This is a genomic window from Deinococcus rhizophilus (assembly GCF_030271215.1).
In the GTDB taxonomy this organism is placed as follows: Bacteria; Deinococcota; Deinococci; order Deinococcales; family Deinococcaceae; genus Deinococcus; species Deinococcus rhizophilus.
On sequence record NZ_JASNGB010000044.1, the window covers coordinates 1 to 18,225 of the forward strand.

Below are 18,225 nucleotides of genomic sequence, written 5' to 3' on the forward strand. Positions count from 1 at the left end.
ACCCATGCCTTCCCAAACATCTTTTTATGTCAAATGCTCTAGGGCATGCCGACGCCAGCTTTACTCTGAAGGTCTACACGCATCTGTACGACGACCAACGGGCGGCAGGGGCTCTGTCCCTGGATGACCTCTTGGAGACGGGAAGCGAGGAAAATAGCCCTATCCCACGGCCTACATCAACAGCTGACCTGAGCCAGGGGCTGGAAGCTCTGAAGCAACTCCATCAGGCCCTGGGCACCTTCCTTGAAACGGCACCGGAATGGGCGGCGACAGTCCTTGAGGAGATGACCCAAGCGCGTACCCCAAATGCAGATTCTGACCGCCTGCGAAAGTTATGAATGGAGGCCACTACGAAGCAGGCTTGTATAGCGCTGAAAGATCGATTTTGTGTCTCCGGTTCTGCCACCCAGAGATGACGGAAGGTTGTATAAGCTTCCCTGGCACCTGTCTAGAAAACCAAGCTAAAGTGGACCATGACCAACTTCGAGATCATGGTCGCCAAACTTGATCTGGTGGGGACCGCCCAGCGTGTGGCCACCATGGACCTCAACGACCGCAAGCGGTTGGTGCTGCGGGCCGTTCAAGAGCATGATCTCGAAGGCCTTTGGGAGCTGGTGCGCTCCTACCTGGTGCTTCACGGTCGCCGTGGGACCAAGATCAGTCCGGCCACCCTTCGCAAGTACAAAGCGTGTTTGCGAGCTTATTGGACCTGGGCCGACGAACATGGCGTCTCACTGACCCGGCCTCACCCAGATGCGGGCCACGGCTTCCTGCGCCACCTCGAGGGTCAGGGGATGGTCAAAGCGTCGGTTGGCGGCTATCTCGCGGCCTGTCGTGCCCTTTACGAAACCCTGCACTGGTCGGGCATCCGCGAAGACGATCCCTTCAAGCTCACCCGGCCCACCCAGGATCCACGGTCTCCCCTACTCAAGGGCAAGCCGTACACCCTGGAGGAGGTTGAGCGGCTGCTGGCGGTCGCGGACGCTGAGGGCGCAGTGGTCATCACCCTGGGTGCGGACTGTGGCCTACGGAATGCGGAGATCGCGAGCCTGCGCCGGAGAGACGTTCACCTGCACCTCGACCCGCCTACAGTATTGGTCCAAGGGAAAGGGGCCAAAACGCGGGAGGTCGTCCTGTCGCGCCGAGCAGAGGCCGCCCTTCGGCGCTGGTTCGACCAGACAGCGCATCTCCCCCACCCGCTCGTCCTCGTTGCCAACTCTACGGACCGGGTTCAGGACATCGTGCGCCGGATGTGCGTCCGGGCTGGCGTTCCCTGGGAGAAACGCAAGGTGCATGGCCTGCGCCGCACCGCTGGGACGCGTGCCTATACCGAAAGCCGCGACCTGCTGGACACCCGGGATTTCCTGGGCCACAGCCAAGCTGCGACGACCGAGGTCTACATCCACTACGCCAGGGCACAGGACAAAGCGGTTAACCGCGACTGGTAGGCCAGGAAGGAGCAGCCCAATACACCTGAGAATTTTCAACCGGCCTCTGGCCTCTTGCGGCACACGAAGCACAGACGCGCCGCGCTGGAGCGTGGCTCAGGGCAGACCCTGAGCCCGTTCCAGCGCGGCCTTGACGGTAGCAGCACCCACGACCCCGTCTTGCCGATAGCTGCGCCAGCCTGCGGGCAGCAGTGCGAGCCACCTCGCTTCCAGCGCCGGGTCGACGAGCTTGCGGGCCGTCTCCTCTTGCCCCAACCGCTCGGCCTGACGTGCGAGGGTAGCGAGGAAATGGCGTGCATTGCGCTGGTCGTCGGGCACCGCAGGTGCCGTGGGTACAGGGCGGCTGGCCGCCTCCTTCAATACGCGCTCCTGTTCGAGCAACTGGACCGCGTGCCGGACAATCGCCTCGTTCGGGTCAATGCCGCGCCGGTAACTCTCGAACACGGCGGCAAGGCCGTGCCGCCAGAAGGCAGCGAGGTCCCTATCCACGAGATCACGGGCAAGGGCCGCTCGGCCCTGCCGATCTGCCTCCTGCACGAGGGCCGCAACAAAGGCTGGCCAGGTCCGTTCGCGCGTGAACTCTCGAGCGGTGAGCTCTAGCAGTTGCAGCAGGCCGGGAGTCAGCCGGGTGCCGTCCCGCACGGCCGCCTCTAGGATCGGCCGCAGCTTTGGGCTGAGCCTGGACAGCATCTGCGGGTGGCGCCGAACAAGGGCCAGCAACTCCAGCGGAATCGGTCGCTGCTCGGGCGGCTTGGGGGTCGGCGGCATGGGCTTGGGCGGTGGAGTGGGACGCACAGTTCGCTGGGGCGTGCCAGCAGGGAGAGGTGCCGACAGCGGCTGGGCCAGGGCGTACAGGACCTCTTCGAAGGTGGCGAGGGAGGCCGCGTGCTGGGGATCCAGCGGTGGTGCGAGCAGCCCCCGGACCGTCGGCGAGAGCTGAGTCTGCACCGTCGGCCACCGCTCCCGCAGCTCGGCGATCACCCGGGGCGGCAACACCAGAGTGCCCACGTCCCGGCGAGACCGGTGCTGCCGGAGGATTCTCACCACGGCAGTCACGTCCACGGCGTGGCCCCGCAGGAAATCGGCATAGGGCTCGCCCAGCGCGCCGAGCCACGACATCGCATGGCTCGTCTTCGCGACGGTCGTCTCGATCCGGTGCTGAACGGCGAGGGCGCGAACCAGGTGTAAGAAGGTGTCCGAGCGGCGCAGCGCCGGCTCCGGCTGAGGGTTGAGCAGGGGCTGGGTGAGTTCCTGCAGCGTCCGGAGGATCTTGACGTCCAGAGGCCGGCCGCTCTTGAGCGCGGCGATCAGCGGACCGCGGTTGGCCCGCTCGAGGGCCGTCCGCAGCAGATCTCCATCCAAGTGATGGTCCGCCGCCGACCAGATTCTCCGGGCATGGCCCGCCCATCGCCGCCCCCGCTCCTCGTTCGCCTCGCGCATAGCCCGGTCGAGTTCCCGGCGATCGTCGGCAGTCAGGGGGTCGTCCGCGAACCGCAAGGCGGTCCATACGCGGTCGGCGACGTCGGGGGACAGGAACCGCTGCACTTCCTCCCAGCGGTCGCGGACCTCCCGTGGCAGAGCGGTGGGCCGGTCCCTGGGCGTGGTCTTGGCCGAAGTGGCACGCTGCGGTTTCGCCGCCCTGGACTGCCGCTCCCGCCCCTCCGCGTGCCGCTCGGCGCTCTGCACGGCCTCCTCAACCATGCGCCGCAGGTATGGCGCGACCGGCAATTTGCCGTCCCCCAGAGCCCGGAGCACGAACGCGCGGGTGAAGGCCGGCAGGTCCCCCAACACCTCGTCCTGGCGGGCCTGTACGCGCCTGCGTAAGTCGGCGGGCAGAGGCAAGTCCGGCTCTGTGGGAGCCGGCGGCGGGGCTGGGGGCGAGCGCCGGTCGAGGTCCTGTCCCCGTTGCAGCAGGGTGGCGTAGAGCGGAGGGGGCAACGGTTGCCCGGCGGCACGCGACCGTTCCAGAGCCAGCTGCTGTGCCCGGGTGAGCTGTGCCTGGGTGCGGAGACGGGCATCAGTGAGGTAGGCCAGGGCCGCGCGGCGCAAGTAAGCGTCATAGTCCAGCTGCGAGTCCTCCAACCACGAGCGGTGCTGACGATAATAGGGCAAGTCACGCAACAGGCCCCGAAGGCTGTTGCCGTACCCCCGGGCCTTATGCACGTCCAGGACATGTTCGAAGATGCAGCTGCTGCCCACTGGGCCCTGCACAGACCCGTCGGCGCAACGCACGTAAAAGGCGTACTGGCGGCGCGACCCCACGCCGCAAACGACGCAGCCGAGTGCAGTCGTGGGCTGGCCGGCGTCGACGACGCTGAAGTTCCCGGGATCGAGCAGGAAATCGTGCCGCCTCCCACGAGTCCGGAAAAAGGCGGGGACATGCGAAGGCGGCAAGTCCGGCCGCAGTTCCGAGGCGACCTTTTCCAGCACCGCTCCGAACTCCGGATGGGCGGCGAGGTTATGGCGCTCGAGAGAACCGGGAGTGGTCATATGGTCCAGTCCATTGTCAGCCATTCATGCTGTGTGGAGGCCGCATATTCGTGTGCCGTGTCCTGCCTGTTCTCGAAAGCTCTGGTGGCCTAATCCCCCAGCCATTCGCAGTGGACGTGTCTCCAGTGGCGCAGTCGCCCTTCTCCGCGCGGGTCAGCAGGACCCCAAACTCTTCGTGACGTGCGCCGGTCCCGTGCCGGGCCGCGAGATACCGTCGACCTCGGTGAACGCGCCCAGGAACCATGCCATGGCGTCCGTGTCCATACCTCCACTGTAGTCCAGGCTTTCGGTTTTCCGTCCGACGGAAAAAGGCGGGCGAAGTACCTTACCGGTGGAGGTTACCGATGCCACTGCAACAGAAATTCCAACCACAGCTGACGATGACCCTGGAAAGCCCACAGGTGGTACGACTGGACTTGGCGCCGGCTACGACCCCGCTCCGGCCGGGGCAACTGAACCTGGCGGTCGTCACGGCGCAAGACGAACTCGCGCCGCTGCGGGACGCCGCCGTCCACGTGCCGCACCCGGTCGCCCTGATCTCGACTTCAGGTCAGCTGCACCGTGACCTGACCGGGCGCACGGAGGACCACGCCCGCCGCCCGGTCGACCTGCTGCGTGCGGTGTCGCTGGCCGGCACCCTGCTGGCGGACGCAGTGCGGCGTGGCCCCACGAGGATGCTGCTGATGTGGGACCATGTCCCTCCGTCCCGGCTCGAGCTCGAACTGCTCGTGTCCTCGCTGGCCCGGCAGAACATTGCTCTCGACGTGATCACCACGGCCGCCGCCGAGCCCGCCTGGGCCGCCCTGACGTCCCGCGCCTTTGGCCGGGTGTCGGTTGGGCGGGCACACCCGGTGGAGAGCTTCGGCACTTACCTCGAGGAGCGCCGCGGCGTCGTCCTGGAGGGTGCGGAGGTCACGGCCTACGGTCTGGTGGGCATCGGTCCGCAGTGGTACGCGGGCCGGACCACCCTCCCGCCTCTACGGGAGGGCGAAGTCCATCGCCTGCATCTGCGGCGGAGTCCGCGGGCTCCCGAGCCTCCCCGCATCGAGGTGCGTTTCCTCGGCCTGGGCTATTCGGTGATGGTGCCGGTTCGCGGCATCCGTGCGGCCTGAGGGCACGGCAGTGGCCCAGACGTTCTGGCAAAGCTATCAGGCCTTCCTGGCCCAGGCTCGCCTGTGGGCAGGAGAGAGCGGTGAGCGGGCGGTGGTAGACGCGGTGCGCCGGCGAGCGAGGCGCGACCCGGAGGCCTTCCATGCCTGGGTGGACGAGAACGGGTGGGGCCGGGCCTACGTGGAGCGCCACCTGCTGTATGTGGTCGACCATCCTGAGGAGGTGCGTGAACTGCTGCGCCGGGGCTACCCGGCGCGCCGCATCCCCCTGCGCTCGCTGGACCGGGCCGCCCTGGTCGCCGCGCTGACCGAAACCGACTGGCGCGGCGCCGTGGATCGGCTTTTCGGGCAGTCGCGCCGCCCCCGCTGGGCGAACCAGAGGGTGTGGCTCTTCGACAGCAGTCCCCTACTGCGCCGGCGAGAGGGGCTGGCTCCTTCGGTCGCCGAGGCGCTGATCGAGGTCGTCTGTCCCCCGGGCGGGTTCGTGGTCGACCCCCTGGCCGGCAGCGGTGAGATCGTCCGTGCGGCGCGCGCCACCGGGCGCCACGCCTGGGGCGGTGACCTGCGGCCCTCCAGCACCGACGTTGTGCGAACGGATGTGGTGGACCTTCTGCAGCATGTCCCGGAAGGGTCCGCCGATGCCCTGGTCCTGCACCCCCCGACCTTCGAGAGCTGGGCCAAGACGACAGAGGCGCTTGTGAGCGCGCCGCTTTCCGAGCATTACGCGGCCTATCTCGACGCTATCGTAGGGTTCCTGCAGGCGTCTCGGAAAGTGCTGAAGCCGGAAGGCGTGGTGGTGCTGATCGCCCGCCCGCCGCGGGACAGCCACGTGTTCCTGGCACCGTTCGAGCTGGCGCTGGGCGAGCGCGGCCTGACGCCGGTCGGCTACCGGCTTGCCGTGAGCCGGGACGGGACCGAGGACTGGCACTTTTTCATCGCACGCCCCACAAAGGAGTGAGACGCCATGACGTCACGCAAGCTCGTCTACGGAGTCCTGAACGGAACGACTACGCGGCCTCCGGACCCGCGCTCCTGCGCGCGATCGCCGCGAACGTCCTGATGTTCGGCGAGCCGTTCACGATAGGGCAGCTCAAAGACTGGTTCGGCGCACAAATGGCCGAGAATCTCGTGCCGAGACGGAGGAAGACGAAGCCCCGTCCGAAGGCTACGTTCCGCGCCCGATGACCGACGAGGTCGTCCTCACGTACGACAACATCGTCGAGGATCAGGTGGAGGACTCCAGTTGGCTCGAGCACCCCATGCAGGAGGAGTTGCCGGGCAGTGTGCGCGCCCTCGGCACGCTGCCGTCCTACCGCGGCGGGCTCGGCCTGCGCGAGGAGCAGCTGCCTGAAGTCGAGCGGCTCCTGCGGGAGGAGGGCTTTGACATTGTCCGGGACGACGCCATGATCGCCCTCATCGAGGATCACGAGATCGGTCTCGACGGTCTCCTTGAGGCCACAACCGCTCTGATGGCCCTCCTGGGGAGCTGGGAAGCCCAGGCCTGAGCGTTCGGCACGGGCGAGCCAGCACAGCGGTTCTGTGCTGGCTCGTCCGTCTCCTGCACCCGCCGCAGATCCGGCTGCGAACCGCTGGTCCATCCGTTAGGCTCACCGAGTTGCCGCTCTCCTCTCCACGACCCACCTATCCCACCTTCACGGCGGAACACACCTGCGTTACCCTCCCAGCGCCCCGTCCGGGAGGTCTGCTGCTGGTCGGTGGCCACCTTGTTCCTCGGGCTGGCAACGTCCAGACCATGCCGTTTATCGAGGTCTGGAGCGCCACAGAGGTGAGCGTCAACGTCCACGACTGGGTCGGACGGCTGCACTTCACGAGCACGGACGGAGTGATCGACGAGACAGTCCACGTTTTCCCCTCCAAGCTCGCGCCAGAACCGGACGCGGCCTTCGCCGCCCTGCGCCGGATGGTGGACCGCTTGCCCGACCTCACCGCCCAGCTGGGCTATCCGACACACCTTGTTCCGGTGACCGAGGGGCTTCAGAGCCAGCCCCTCCAGCTCGCGGACGTGGAGGAGGCAGCGCTTGGGGCGTGGCGGCTGACCCGGGCCTGGCACCGCGCGCCGCGCTGGACCCAGGGCGCGGAGCGGCGCGTCGTGCGGGGCGGAGGTGTGCCAGACCGAGTGGACTGGCCCCTCACCCTGGACCACTGGAGCCGGGGGGGCTTTCCGGACCACGTGGCCCGCGACCTGCCGCACCTCACCCGGCCGGAGGGCCTGCGCTCCCTCAGGGAACTGTGGGCCGCCGTGGCGGCGAGTGCTGGGGGGCTCCAGGGCGGCGAGGATCTGGCGACGCGGGCGCGGGCCGCCCTGGGAGGACTTCCGGAGCCGGACCGGACCGGCCCGGCCAAGCAAGGGCCCACCTCGCGGGCCGCGCGGGCGCTGCTCAACCGGCTCGGCCGCCTACGCCGCCAGGCCACCGATCTGCCCCTGGGTCACGTCCGCATGCCGGACCTGTACGAAGTGTGGGCCCAGGTCAGTGTGCTGCAGGTCCTGGGGTCAACTGAGCAAAGGAACAGCGGATTACTTTAGTAACCAAGACTACAATTTCGCAGATATTGTGCAAGCCAATGCCACCAAGTCAAGCTTCGCAATAGGGTTTCGTGGTGCGGAAAATACGTGTCCTCCGCACAAACGGAACGGACTCAAAAACAACCATTTCCGCTGGATCGCAGTTCGGTGGGCCGAAGTGTGTATCAGGTGTGGCCGCACGACACCGCCGGGCTGGTGATGCTGTACCTGCGCCTGACCTTGCAGGGTACGCAGCGCTCTCGGGCCTTTGTCATCGAGCCCCCCTGGGGAGTGACGCCCCTTCAGTTCTGGGGCGGCGGCTCACGCCAATGGGCAACGAACGTGCTCTGCTGGTGGTCCGCAATGTGACACTTGATCAAGAGTTGAAGGCCACGGCGTCCTTTACGGAGCAGCACACCGCCCCCAGCGGGAAGCAACCAGGATCAAACATGCGCCAGCAGGACTACGCTGGACCGCTTGACCGTGACAACCTGAACCGGGTGAAGTGACTGCTCAGGCTCTCCGGGGCAGCGTGAACCCGAAGGTCGCCCCACCTCCCAGCGTGCCCTGCGCGAACACCGTGCCGCCATGCCGGGTGACGATCCGCCGGACGTTGGCCAGGCCCACGCCGGTCCCCTCGAACTCGTCGGCGCGGTGCAGGCGCTGGAACACCCCGAACAGCTTGTCCGCGTAGCGCGGGTCGAAGCCCACCCCATTGTCCCGCACACAGATGGCCCAGGCGTCTGGACGTTCCTCCGCCCAGACTTCAATCACGGCCTGACTGTTCTTGCGGGTGTACTTCAGTGCGTTGGACAGCAGATTCGCCAGGACCTGCCGCAACAGGTCCTGATCCCCCATCACCAGCGGCAACGGGGCAATTCTCCAGGTGCTATGCGGCGTCCATACCTCCGGTGCCAGTTCCGCCTGGACATCCGTCACCAGGGTGCCCAGATCCACCAGCCTGAGATGCAAGGGTTGCCGTGAGGTGCGGGACAGGTCGAGCATCGCGTCAATCAGGGTATTCATGCGCTGTGCCGCCTGATCAATCACCGCGAGGTAGCGGACCGACTTCTCGCTGAGCTGATCCCCCAATGAGGTCCGCAACAGGGTGTTGAACCCCGCGATGTGCCGCACGGGGGTCCGCAGGTCGTGCGACACGCTGTACGCAAAGGCTTCAAGTTCCTCATTGGCGTCACCCAATGCCTGGGTGCGGACGTCCAGCGTATCCCGTTGCGAGGTCAACTGCTGAATATGCTCAGCCCGCTCCAGCGCCAGGGTTAGGCTCCGCAGGGTCGTCTCCAGCACCGCCTTGTCGGTCCCGGTCCAGGCCCGCTGACGAAACAGACCAATCCCAAAGATGCCGATGGGTGTTCCCTGGACGAACAGGGGCAGTGTCACGACCGCCTGAATATGCTGCACCACCTCCAGCGGGGTATCCGCGCCCTGAGCGTACACGTCCTGGTAGAACGGCTGCCCCGTCGTGAATGGGAGAGCCAAGGTGGGGCGGTCTTGCGGCAGGCCCGCCTCGACCAGGGCTTGCAGCGCCGGGTGGCCCAGATCGCCTACCTGCGCTCTCATCCGCCACAGGCCGTCTTCGAGTTCGTAGTACACGGCGTACCCGGACGGCAGCAACTTGAGCACAATTTCCTGGGCACGCTGAATCAGGGTGTACCGGTCTGTTTCGGACACCAGATCGCGCGACAGCTGCGCGAAAGCTTCCAGGGCCTGATTGCGGCTTTCGGCCTCGGCCTTCTGTGCCCGCAGGGCGCTGGCCTGTTCGGCGCGTTCCAGGGCGAGATTCAAGCTGCCCATCACCGTTTCAAGGAGTGCCCGGTCGGCACGCGACCACTGCCGCCCGCGAAGGAGAGCGAAGCCCAGCACCCCACGCGGTTGCCCCCCCACTGAGATGGGCAGGGTCACCGTGGCCCCCGGGTACGCTCCACTGCCCGTGAGCTGGTCGGCGGCGTGGTCGTAGACCTCCTGGTAGTAGGCCTCCCCGCTGCGCCACGGAATCAGCAGATTCGGGGTCGCCTCAAAGGCCAGGCCCGCGCCCACCTGGGCCTGGAGTTCGGGGGTGTTGGTCTGGCCCACCTGCGACCGGATGACCCACAGCTCACCTTCAGGCTCGTAATACTGCGAGAAGCCGTCCGCAAGCAGCTTCAGCACCACCTCCTGCGTCTGACGAACCAGCCCCAGGGGGTCGCTCAGCACGCTCAGGTCCTGGGTCAGGTCACTGAACGCCTCGAGCATCTTCGTGCGCGCCTCGAGTTCGGCATTCTGCTCCCGTAGGGTTTCGGTGAGCCGGGCGCTGTGCAGGGCGCTCGCCACCTGACCGCTGAGAAGCTGGAGGAAATCTCGGTAGGGGTCGTCAAGGTGTTTGCGGGGATTGAGGCCAATCACCAGCAGACCCAGGGGAGAGACCTCATTCGGATTGGCGAGCGGGAGCCGGACCATCCGGGTTACGGGTTCCGGCCAGGGCCGGACGGTGAGGGGAGGACTGGGCACCACCTGGGCCTCCCCCAACGGCGTCCAGGCTTCGGGGGGCGTGTTCAGCAGCGTGGTCTGCGCCTCATTCAGCCCCGCCGAGGCCGACAGGGCCAAACCACCATCGGCACTCGGCAGGTACAGCATGGCGAAGGGCAGGTCATGGGGGTGGTCCTGCGTGCTCTGCATCACTGCTGCGACGACCTGGGACGCTTCCGTTGCGCCCAGGAGATGAGCCGTGAGGCCCGCGAGGATCTTGGTGCGGCGCGCCCCGAGGACCCGCTCGGTGGTCTCGTTGACCGTGGCAAGCATTCCTTCGACCTGAATCTCGCCGTGGACCGGGGTATAACCGACGTCGAAGTAGCACTCTTCCAGGTAGCCGTGGCGAGCCAGGGGGACCAGAAGATCCACGAAGGCGACGCTCTCGCCACGCTCCAGCACGGCGTCAAAGTAGGGCTTGAGGCTGGGGTAGCCGTCATCCCCGAAGATGTCGGCGGTCCGGCACCCCAGCGCTCCTGGATGCTTGTCAGCCCCCAGGACCGGGCGATAGGCGTCGTTGTACAGGGCGATCAGCTCGTGGGTCCAGCCGAGATACATGGGTTGCTGGGAAACGAGCATCAGCCTGACGTAGGTCCGCAGCGGTGCAGGCCAGGTTTCGGGTGACCCAAGCGGGGTGCTGGCCCAGTCGAACGCCTGCATCCGGGCACCCATCTCGCCCCCACCGTCGAAGAGCGTCCCGTTCACGGGGGGTGCAGGGCCGCCTTCCGGGGTGCGCATGCCCGGTTTTTAGCAGGTCCGGGCATCTTCAGATCGGGGTCATCCCACTTCTCCCACCTCGATGAGGAAGACGTCAAGATCAACGTGGAGGCGTGGCTTCGGCAGCGCGGCATGCAGGGTTCACCAAGCCCACTCGGACGAGTCTTTCCCAGGGAAAACCTTGCAGAGAGAACAAAGAGCACTTTTCCTGCGGGCCGCCGACCGTGTGAGCCAGAACCTGTGGGCCAATGCCTCCCCGCCACCTCGACAGCAGCGCTGCTCCGACGCACGGTGACACCGCCCTAGCCGGGCTGGTGAGACGCACAACCGGATCTCCCGGACCGCTGCTCCCGTGGGGCGGAGACTCCGCACGCGCGCCAGCTCTGGCCCGGCGTTGTTTCCACAGGACGCTCAAGAGGGGAGGCCGTGGTAAGGACGATGTTAAAAATGACCAGCAGGGGCGGAGCGTGGAGGGACTCCTGGGGGGACATCTGGCCGGGCGCTCGTGGGCAGGCGCGGCGCCCCCGCAGGTGGGAGTCTCCCTGACCACCTTCTTTCCTGCCTGAAGCCCTCTTGTCTGCTGTGCGGCAGAGGTGGCAGCATTTTCAGGGTGAAGCTGCCCCTCGTCTCGTCTATGCCGCGTCCCCTGACCCTGATCCTGCTGCTGTTCGGCATGATCGGCACTGTCGTCCTGAGCGTGGGGTGGTATTTCGCGGACGCGCTGGTCTGGGCACCCCCGGTCCGCAGACGGATTCCGGCGACCCGTGTTCTGGGACTCCAGGGCGATCAACAAGCCCCGGACCTCGACGCCCGGACTGCACAGGCGCAAGCTCCCCGGCTGACCCTGACCCGCAACCCGGCCACCACCCGGCCCGGCGTGCTGGGGCTGGAATGGGACGGCCCGGCAGGCCGACAGGCCTTTGCCCAGCTCGGCCCGGTGCTGGCGCAGACCCGCCGCACCGTCACCCGCGCGGTGCAGTGGCAGGAAGCGGCGCTGGCGGTGGGCCAGGAGGTCCGCCCCAGCACGGTGGGGCTGGGCACGCCCGCGTCGCGGGGCCTCAAGTACCAGGACGTTCTGGTGCCCGCCGAACACGGCCCGATGCCCGCCTGGCTGGTGCCGGGCGGCCCTGATGGAGAAGTGGCGGGCACCGACTGGGTGATCGTGACCCACGGCTACAAGGGGCTGCGGCAAGACGCCCTGCGTATCCTGCCCGCTTTTGCCCGGCTGGGCCTGTCCAGCCTGACCATCACCTACCGCAACGCCCACGGCGCGCCCAGGACGCCCCAGGGGGTCTACCGGCTCAGCGCCGAGGAATGGGAGGACCTGGAAGCCGCCGTGCGCTTTGCCCAGGTCCAGGGCGCGCGGCGGTTGCTGCTGATGGGGTTCAGCATGGGAGGCGGCATCACCCTGGCCTTCTTGCGGTACAGCGCGTTGGCCCCCTTGATCTCCGGGGTGGTGCTGGATTCCCCGCCGCTGGAGTGGCGTTCGCTGATCCGTCACTTCGCCCGGCGGTATTACATGCGGCCCTTCGCGCGCTTGGTCGAGCAGCTGACGGTCCTCAAAAGTGGACAGGACTTCGACGCGGTCGATCACCTGAGCGTGATGGACCGCTTCCAGACGCCCATGCTGCTCTTTCACGGCAGCGCGGACCGGACCGTGCCGGTGGCGCATGTGGAGCGCTTCGCCCACGCCCGCCCCGACATCGTGGAGTATCACCGGGTAGAAGGAGCCGAACACGTCCGGCCCTGGAACATGGAACCCGAGAGGTACGAGCAGGCCTTGACCCGCTTCGTTCAGCGGGTGCTGGCGGACTAGCACGTCTGAATGCGAGACGTAGCGCAGCAGGAATAGGCGTTTTGAATGCCCTGCACGCTTCCTTCTAGGGTCACGGCACAGATCGATCCTGACTCGACGCCAAGGGTGCGGAAACGTTCGTTTCCGCACTGGCCGTGATGCCCTGAATGAAAGAGCTTCCTCGCGTTGCAAAACCCTGTTGCACAGCCTCGGGCAATGGCAATAGGTTCAAGCAACCCCAGGAGGCCCCATGCACATCGGTTACGCCCGTGTCAGCAAAGCCCAGGATCAGGACACCGCCGCGCAGCTCCGCGCGCTCAAGGACGCCGAGGTGGCGCGCGTGTTTACCGAACACGCCTCCGGTGGCCGCTGGGATCGCCCAGAACTCCACAAGATGCTCGACCAGCTCCGCGCAGGAGACGTGGTGGTCGTCTGGAAGCTGGACCGGCTCAGCCGCAGCCTGAAAGACCTGCTCCACCTGATGGAAAAGATCGAGGCCGCTGGGGCAGGCTTCCGCAGCCTCACCGAGGCCATCGACACCACCACGCCCGCGGGCCGGATGATGATGCAGATGGTCGGGGCCTTCGCCGAGTTCGAGCGGGCCATGATCCGGGAACGCACCAAAGCGGGCCTCGAACAGGCCCGCCTCGAAGGGCGCACCGGTGGGCGCAGGCGCAAACTGACCGCGAGGCAGGAGCAGGAAATCCGTGAGTCGGTGGGGTCCGGGCGGCACACGGCGGCGCAGTGCGCCCGCCTGTTCGGCGTGCATCCCAGCACCGTCAGCCGCCTGTTACAACGAGAGACCTGACGGCCATGCCCGTCGAATTCCTGACCGATGAGCAGGCGGCACGCTATGGGCGCTACCAGGGTGATCCCACGCCTGAACAGCTCACCCAGTTCTTCTTCCTGAGCGAAGCGGACTTGCGCCTCGTCACCGAGCGCCGACGCCCCGAGAATGAACTCGGGTTCGCGGTGCAACTCGGCACGCTGCGGTTTCTGGGCACTTTCCTGCAAAACCCCTTGGACACGCCCTCGGTGGTCGTGACGCACCTCGCCCAGCAGTTGCGGATCGAGCCGGGCGAGTTCAGGAACTACGCCCTTCGCGCCGCGACCCGCCACAGTCACCGTCAGGCCATCATCGCGGCGCTGGATTACCGCGACTTCGACGGCTTCCAGGCCTTCCGCCTGACCCGCTGGATCTACGCCCAGCTCGTGCTGAGCGCCAGCCGCCCAAGTGTCCTCTTCGATCTGGCGACTGCCCGCCTGATCGAGCAGCGCATCGTGCTGCCCGGAGTCACGGTGCTGGCCCGCCTGATCGCCCGGGTCCGCGAGCGGTTCACCGCTCGCACTTTCGAGGGACTCAGCCAGCGCCTCAATCCGGCCCAGAAAGCCGCGCTGGGCGCCCTGCTGGTCTTGCCGGAAAACGACTGGCAGACGCCGCTGGAAAGGCTGCGAACCCCGCCGACGCACATCAGCACGTCGGCGCTCTATCAGGCCATTCACCGCATTGAGCAGATTCGGGCCGTCGGCGTCGGCACCGTTGACCTGAGTGACGTGCCGGAGTCCCGGCAGGCGGTCCTGGTACGCCACGCCCTGACCGTGCGGGCACAACTGATCGAGCGACTGGGGGAGGATCGCCGCCTGGCGACCCTCCTGGTCTTCGTGCAACATCTGGAGCGTACGGCCACCGATGACGTGCTGGATATGTTCGGCAGCGTTATGAACGACCTGGCCCTGCGGGGCGAGGCCAACCGCAGGCGGGAACGCCTGCGTTCCCTGCAAGACCTCGACCAGGCCGCGTTGCTGCTCCGGGAAGCGGTGGCGGTGCTCCTCGACCCGGACGTTCCACCGGAGCAGGTGCGCTCACTGGCCTTCGAGCGTCTCGGGGAAGCTTCCTTGCGGGCGGCCACCCTGACCGTACAGGAACTCGCCAGCCCGGACGACGATCCGGCTCCGGAGGCCCTGAGCGGTGCCTACGCCACGGTGCGGCGCTTCCTGCGGAGTTTCCTGCTCACCGTGCCGCTCAGCGGCACGGCAGGCGCTAAACCCCTGCTGGACGCCCTGGGCTTCCTGAAGCGCATGGACGAACCGGGAGGCGGCAAGCCGAAGTGGACGGCCGCCCCCAGGGACTTCGTCACCAAACCGTGGGAACGCCGGGTCTTTCCGCAAAAGGACGAGGTGGACCACCAGGCATACACGCTCTGTGCCCTCGACCGCTTGGGGCAGGCTCTGAAACGCCGGGAAGTCTTCGTGGAGCGCAGCGAACGCCACGGTGACCCCAGGGCAGAACTCTTGCAGGGCACCGCCTGGGAAGACGTGCGGGACGACGTCTGCCGCGCGCTGAACCGCTCACTGGAGGTGCGTGGGGAACTGGACATGTGGCGGCTGGAGCTGGACAGTGCCTACCGCGAGGTGGAGCAGCACCTTGCCCAGAACCAGTCGCTGACGCTCACAGTGCAGGACGGTCAACCTCAACTGAGGTTGACCGCACCAGAAGTGCTGGACGACCCACCGAGCCTCACAAAGCTGCGGGCGCAGGTCGCGGCGCGGTTACCCGTAATCGACTTGGCCGAGTTGCTGATGGAAGTCCACGCCTTCACCGGACTGGCCGACGCATTCACCCATGTCGCCGACGGTAAATCCCGGGTGAGCGACCTGCCGCTGAGCGTCTGCGCCGTCCTGCTCGCTCAGGCCTGTAACATCGGCCTGAAAGCCGTGGCGAGGCCGGACGTTCCGGCCCTGACCCTGTCCAGGCTGTCGTGGGTGGGGCAGAACTACGTGCGGGCTGACACGATCACCGCCGCGAATGCACGGCTGGTGAACGCGCAGGATGACCTGCCCCTCGCGCGGGCGTGGGGCGGCGGGGAGGTGGCCTCCGCCGACGGACTGCGGTTCGTCGTCCCGGTTCGCACCATTCACGCCGGTTGGAACAGCAAGTATTTCGGTGCCCAGCGCGGCGTGACCTACTACAACTTCACCAGTGACCAGTTCACGGGCTTTCACGGGATCGTGATTCCGGGGACGCTGCGCGACTCGCTGTACATCCTGGCGGGCCTGCTGGAACAGCAGACCCGCCTCAATCCCAGGGAGATCATGGCCGACACTCACGGCTACAGTGACGTGGTGTTCGGCTTGTTCGCCCTGCTGGGGTACAAATTCAGCCCGAGGCTGGCCGACCTCCCGGATCAGCGCTTCTGGCGACTTGACCGGGAAGCGGATTACGGAGCGCTGAATGACCTGGGCCGCCACACTCTGAATGAGCGGCTGATCGCCGCTCACTGGGAGGACATGCTCAGGCTCGCTGGGTCACTGAAGCTCGGCAAGGTGGGGGCGACCAGCGTGATGCGGACGTTACAACGTGGGGGAAGCCTGTCCAGCCTGGGCCGCGCCGTGGCCGAACTGGGGAGAATAGAGAAGACCCTGTACCTGCTGAACTATGTCCATGACAAGGCGTACCGGGCGCGCATCCTACGGCAGCTCAACCGCGGCGAGCAGCGCCACAGCGTGGCGCGAGTGGTCTTCCACGGACACAAGGGGGAACTCCGCCAGCGGTACCGGGAAGGCATGGAGGATCAACTGGGTGCCCTCGGCCTGGTCGTGAATGCCATCGTGCTCTGGAACACCCGCTACCTGGATGTGGCCCTGACGGAGCTGCGACAGGCTGGCGAACCCGTGCTGGAGGAGGATGTGGCCCGCCTGACGCCCCTGCTGCACGAGCATGTGAACATGCTCGGGAAATACGATTTTACCCTGCCGGAAGAGATTGCCCAGGGCCAGCTCCGACGCCTGCGTGATCCGAACACCCTGGAGGCTTACCTGGAACAGATCGAGTTGTGATCCGGGTTGCTAGAGTAATCCGCTGTTCCGGCTCTCAGGTGACCCCGTCCTGGGGGCCACGGACGGCACCTTCGAGCAAAATGGCCAGGGCCTGTATGTCGGCACCTTCCGTGGACCGGGCGTGACCGTCACGCTCAACCCGCGGCTGGGCTTCCGCGGCGTCGGGCAGAGCCAGCAGCACCTGATGCCGGACCTGCTTGCGGTCTTCGCGACCGGGGACGCCCTGGTCGCGGACGTGAAGTACCGCCCCCTGGACCGGCTGCCCACCGAGCAGGCCCGCGAGGTCAACCGGCAGCTGCTGACCTACATGGGACTCGCGCACGCGGCGACCGGCGTCGTCCTGTGGCCCGCGCCGCCCCATGAACCCTTCCGGGAAGAGCCCCTCCCGGGGGCGCGCGCCCGGCTGCTGCGCCTGCGCTGTCACCCGCTGGATCCCCCCGGCACCCTCACGGCCGCTTTCCGCGCCCTGAACCTTCCTGGAGTCTCCTGATGCATTCGGTCAATGCCTTCGCACAACACAAGATCCTCTACGACACCCTCACCCGCCTGTCCGGGGAGGAACAGGCCGCCCTGGACCGCGCCCTGCTGGGCGGCGATTGGATCAAGGACGTGAACGGGAACCTGCTCTCCGGCCTGCAGGCCCTGCCCCTTCCCCAGGGAGCCCAGACGACGGCCACGCTGGACCTGGCGTTCGACTGGCCGGATACCGCGACCCGTGCCCTGGCGCTGGGCGCAGCGCACCCCCAGCTGCTGGTGGGCGAGGTGCACGGCGCGTCTCCCCGGGGCGACCTGTGGCTTCATCAGCTGGGCCTCGCCGGGGACGTGGACGGCCAGCCGCTCGTCATGTACAGCGGGGTCCCCCGCACCCTGGTGACGGAAGTCCAGCGGCAGCTGCGGGCGGCCATCCGCAGCGAGAGTCCGGCAGTGAGCGCCTACCGCGCTGTTCCCCCGGGGGAGACGGTGCGGGTTCTTGAAGCGCAGGTGGTGACCCGGCAGCGGGACCGGCGGGTCACCAAGGTGAAGGCCGTCAACGTCTACGACCTGCGCCTTGAACAGACCGGTGGGAGCACGCGGCTCCACGCGGTGCGGCGGGCGGGCCTGCGGGAGAACGGCGCACCTCTCCCGGTGCTGGGAGGCAGCGGAATGAGGGCGCTCGTGCTGCACGCCCTCACTGGCGTCCCGGCAGCCCCCTTCGCGGTCGTGGACGGCCAGCCTCCACCCACGCCGCCCGCCTCCGCCGAGCAGCTGCTGGGCCGCCTCACCACCACACCGCCCCCCCCTGTGCCCAGACCCAAGCCTCAGCCGACTCCACCGCCCCGCCCGCGCGCTCCTGCTTCCCAGCCGGAGGCCGCACCACGTCCGCCGGAACCGGAACCCGAGGCGGTGGCCCCACCACCTCCCCCAGCCGATCCCTGGCTCACCCTGCCGGAGCGCATGGCGGTGAATCCCCAAGTCGTGGAGGTCGCCCGTAAGACCCTCGAGCGCTACCGGCCGCTGCTGCTCAGCGGCGCGCCGGGCGTGGGCAAGACCTTGCTCGCCACGCTGCTCGCCGAGGCGCTGTGTGGGGAGGGCAACTACACCCTCGTCACCGCCGACGCCCGCTGGACGAGCAGCGAGGTCCTCGGAGGTCTGCGCGTGGTGCCCGGCAACACCCTGCGCTACGCGTTCATGCCGGGGATCGTGACTCGCACGGCGCAGCGGCACGCACAAAGTATCCAGGCCACGGGACGCCCGCACGCCCTAGAGCATTTGACATAAAAAGATGTTTGGGAAGGCATGGGT

13 protein-coding genes are annotated in these 18,225 nt (G+C 67.2%); 11 read left to right on the forward strand and 2 right to left on the reverse strand.

Features of this window, described 5'->3' with window-relative positions:
• A partial coding sequence (locus QOL99_RS06890; RefSeq protein WP_285522506.1) for a hypothetical protein occupies positions 1 to 338 on the forward strand: 338 nt, incomplete at its 5' end.
• Between the two features lie 135 nt (positions 339 to 473).
• Positions 474 to 1,448 (forward strand): tyrosine-type recombinase/integrase, encoded by a 975-nt coding sequence (locus QOL99_RS06895; RefSeq protein ID WP_285522507.1) that lies wholly within the window; start codon positions 474 to 476, stop codon positions 1,446 to 1,448.
• A 96-nt stretch (positions 1,449 to 1,544) separates the two neighbouring features.
• On the opposite strand, the gene QOL99_RS06900 is transcribed toward QOL99_RS06895, so the two are convergent.
• Positions 1,545 to 3,938 carry a hypothetical protein gene (locus QOL99_RS06900; protein ID WP_285522508.1) on the reverse strand — a complete coding sequence of 798 codons (2,394 nt, stop codon included), beginning with the start codon at positions 3,936 to 3,938 and terminating at the stop codon, positions 1,545 to 1,547.
• 416 nt (positions 3,939 to 4,354) lie between these two features.
• Here QOL99_RS06900 and QOL99_RS06905 point away from each other — a divergent pair, with 416 nt between their 5' ends.
• The 4 genes from QOL99_RS06905 to QOL99_RS06920 all read left to right on the forward strand — a co-directional run bounded on the left by QOL99_RS06905 (position 4,355) and on the right by QOL99_RS06920 (position 7,592).
• Positions 4,355 to 5,050, forward strand: coding sequence for a hypothetical protein (locus tag QOL99_RS06905; RefSeq protein ID WP_285522509.1), 696 nt, complete (start codon positions 4,355 to 4,357; stop codon positions 5,048 to 5,050).
• A 10-nt stretch (positions 5,051 to 5,060) separates the two neighbouring features.
• A complete protein-coding gene (locus QOL99_RS06910; RefSeq protein WP_285522510.1) occupies positions 5,061 to 6,005 on the forward strand; it encodes a TRM11 family methyltransferase in 945 nt (314 codons plus the stop codon).
• A 223-nt stretch (positions 6,006 to 6,228) separates the two neighbouring features.
• A complete protein-coding gene (locus QOL99_RS06915) occupies positions 6,229 to 6,552 on the forward strand; it encodes a hypothetical protein (RefSeq protein ID WP_285522511.1) in 324 nt (107 codons plus the stop codon).
• A 248-nt stretch (positions 6,553 to 6,800) separates the two neighbouring features.
• On the forward strand, positions 6,801 to 7,592 hold the full coding sequence (locus tag QOL99_RS06920; RefSeq protein WP_285522512.1) for a hypothetical protein: 792 nt from the start codon (positions 6,801 to 6,803) through the stop codon (positions 7,590 to 7,592).
• 492 nt (positions 7,593 to 8,084) lie between these two features.
• Here QOL99_RS06920 and QOL99_RS06925 read toward each other — a convergent pair whose 3' ends face one another.
• Complete coding sequence (locus tag QOL99_RS06925; RefSeq protein WP_285522513.1) at positions 8,085 to 10,799, reverse strand: ATP-binding protein; 2,715 nt, start codon at positions 10,797 to 10,799, stop codon at positions 8,085 to 8,087.
• Between the two features lie 622 nt (positions 10,800 to 11,421).
• On the opposite strand from QOL99_RS06925, the gene QOL99_RS06930 reads away from it, so the two are divergent.
• The 5 genes from QOL99_RS06930 (at position 11,422) to QOL99_RS06950 (ending at position 18,201) form a co-directional block, all read left to right on the forward strand.
• Entirely contained in the window at positions 11,422 to 12,627 is a 1,206-nt protein-coding gene (locus QOL99_RS06930) for an alpha/beta hydrolase (RefSeq protein WP_285522514.1), read from the forward strand.
• A gap of 229 nt (positions 12,628 to 12,856) precedes the next feature.
• On the forward strand, positions 12,857 to 13,414 hold the full coding sequence (locus tag QOL99_RS06935) for a recombinase family protein (protein WP_285522515.1): 558 nt from the start codon (positions 12,857 to 12,859) through the stop codon (positions 13,412 to 13,414).
• A gap of 5 nt (positions 13,415 to 13,419) precedes the next feature.
• Positions 13,420 to 16,443: a Tn3 family transposase gene (locus QOL99_RS06940; RefSeq protein WP_285522516.1), complete on the forward strand. Its 3,024-nt coding sequence runs from the start codon at positions 13,420 to 13,422 to the stop codon at positions 16,441 to 16,443.
• 121 nt (positions 16,444 to 16,564) lie between these two features.
• A complete protein-coding gene (locus QOL99_RS06945) occupies positions 16,565 to 16,933 on the forward strand; it encodes a hypothetical protein (RefSeq protein WP_285522517.1) in 369 nt (122 codons plus the stop codon).
• The gene (locus tag QOL99_RS06950; protein ID WP_285522519.1) at positions 16,933 to 18,201 is read left to right on the forward strand and encodes an AAA family ATPase; all 1,269 of its coding nucleotides are present in this window, start codon (positions 16,933 to 16,935) and stop codon (positions 18,199 to 18,201) included. The genes QOL99_RS06945 and QOL99_RS06950 overlap by 1 nt, the downstream gene beginning before the upstream one ends.
• Positions 18,202 to 18,225: the final 24 nt, after the last annotated feature.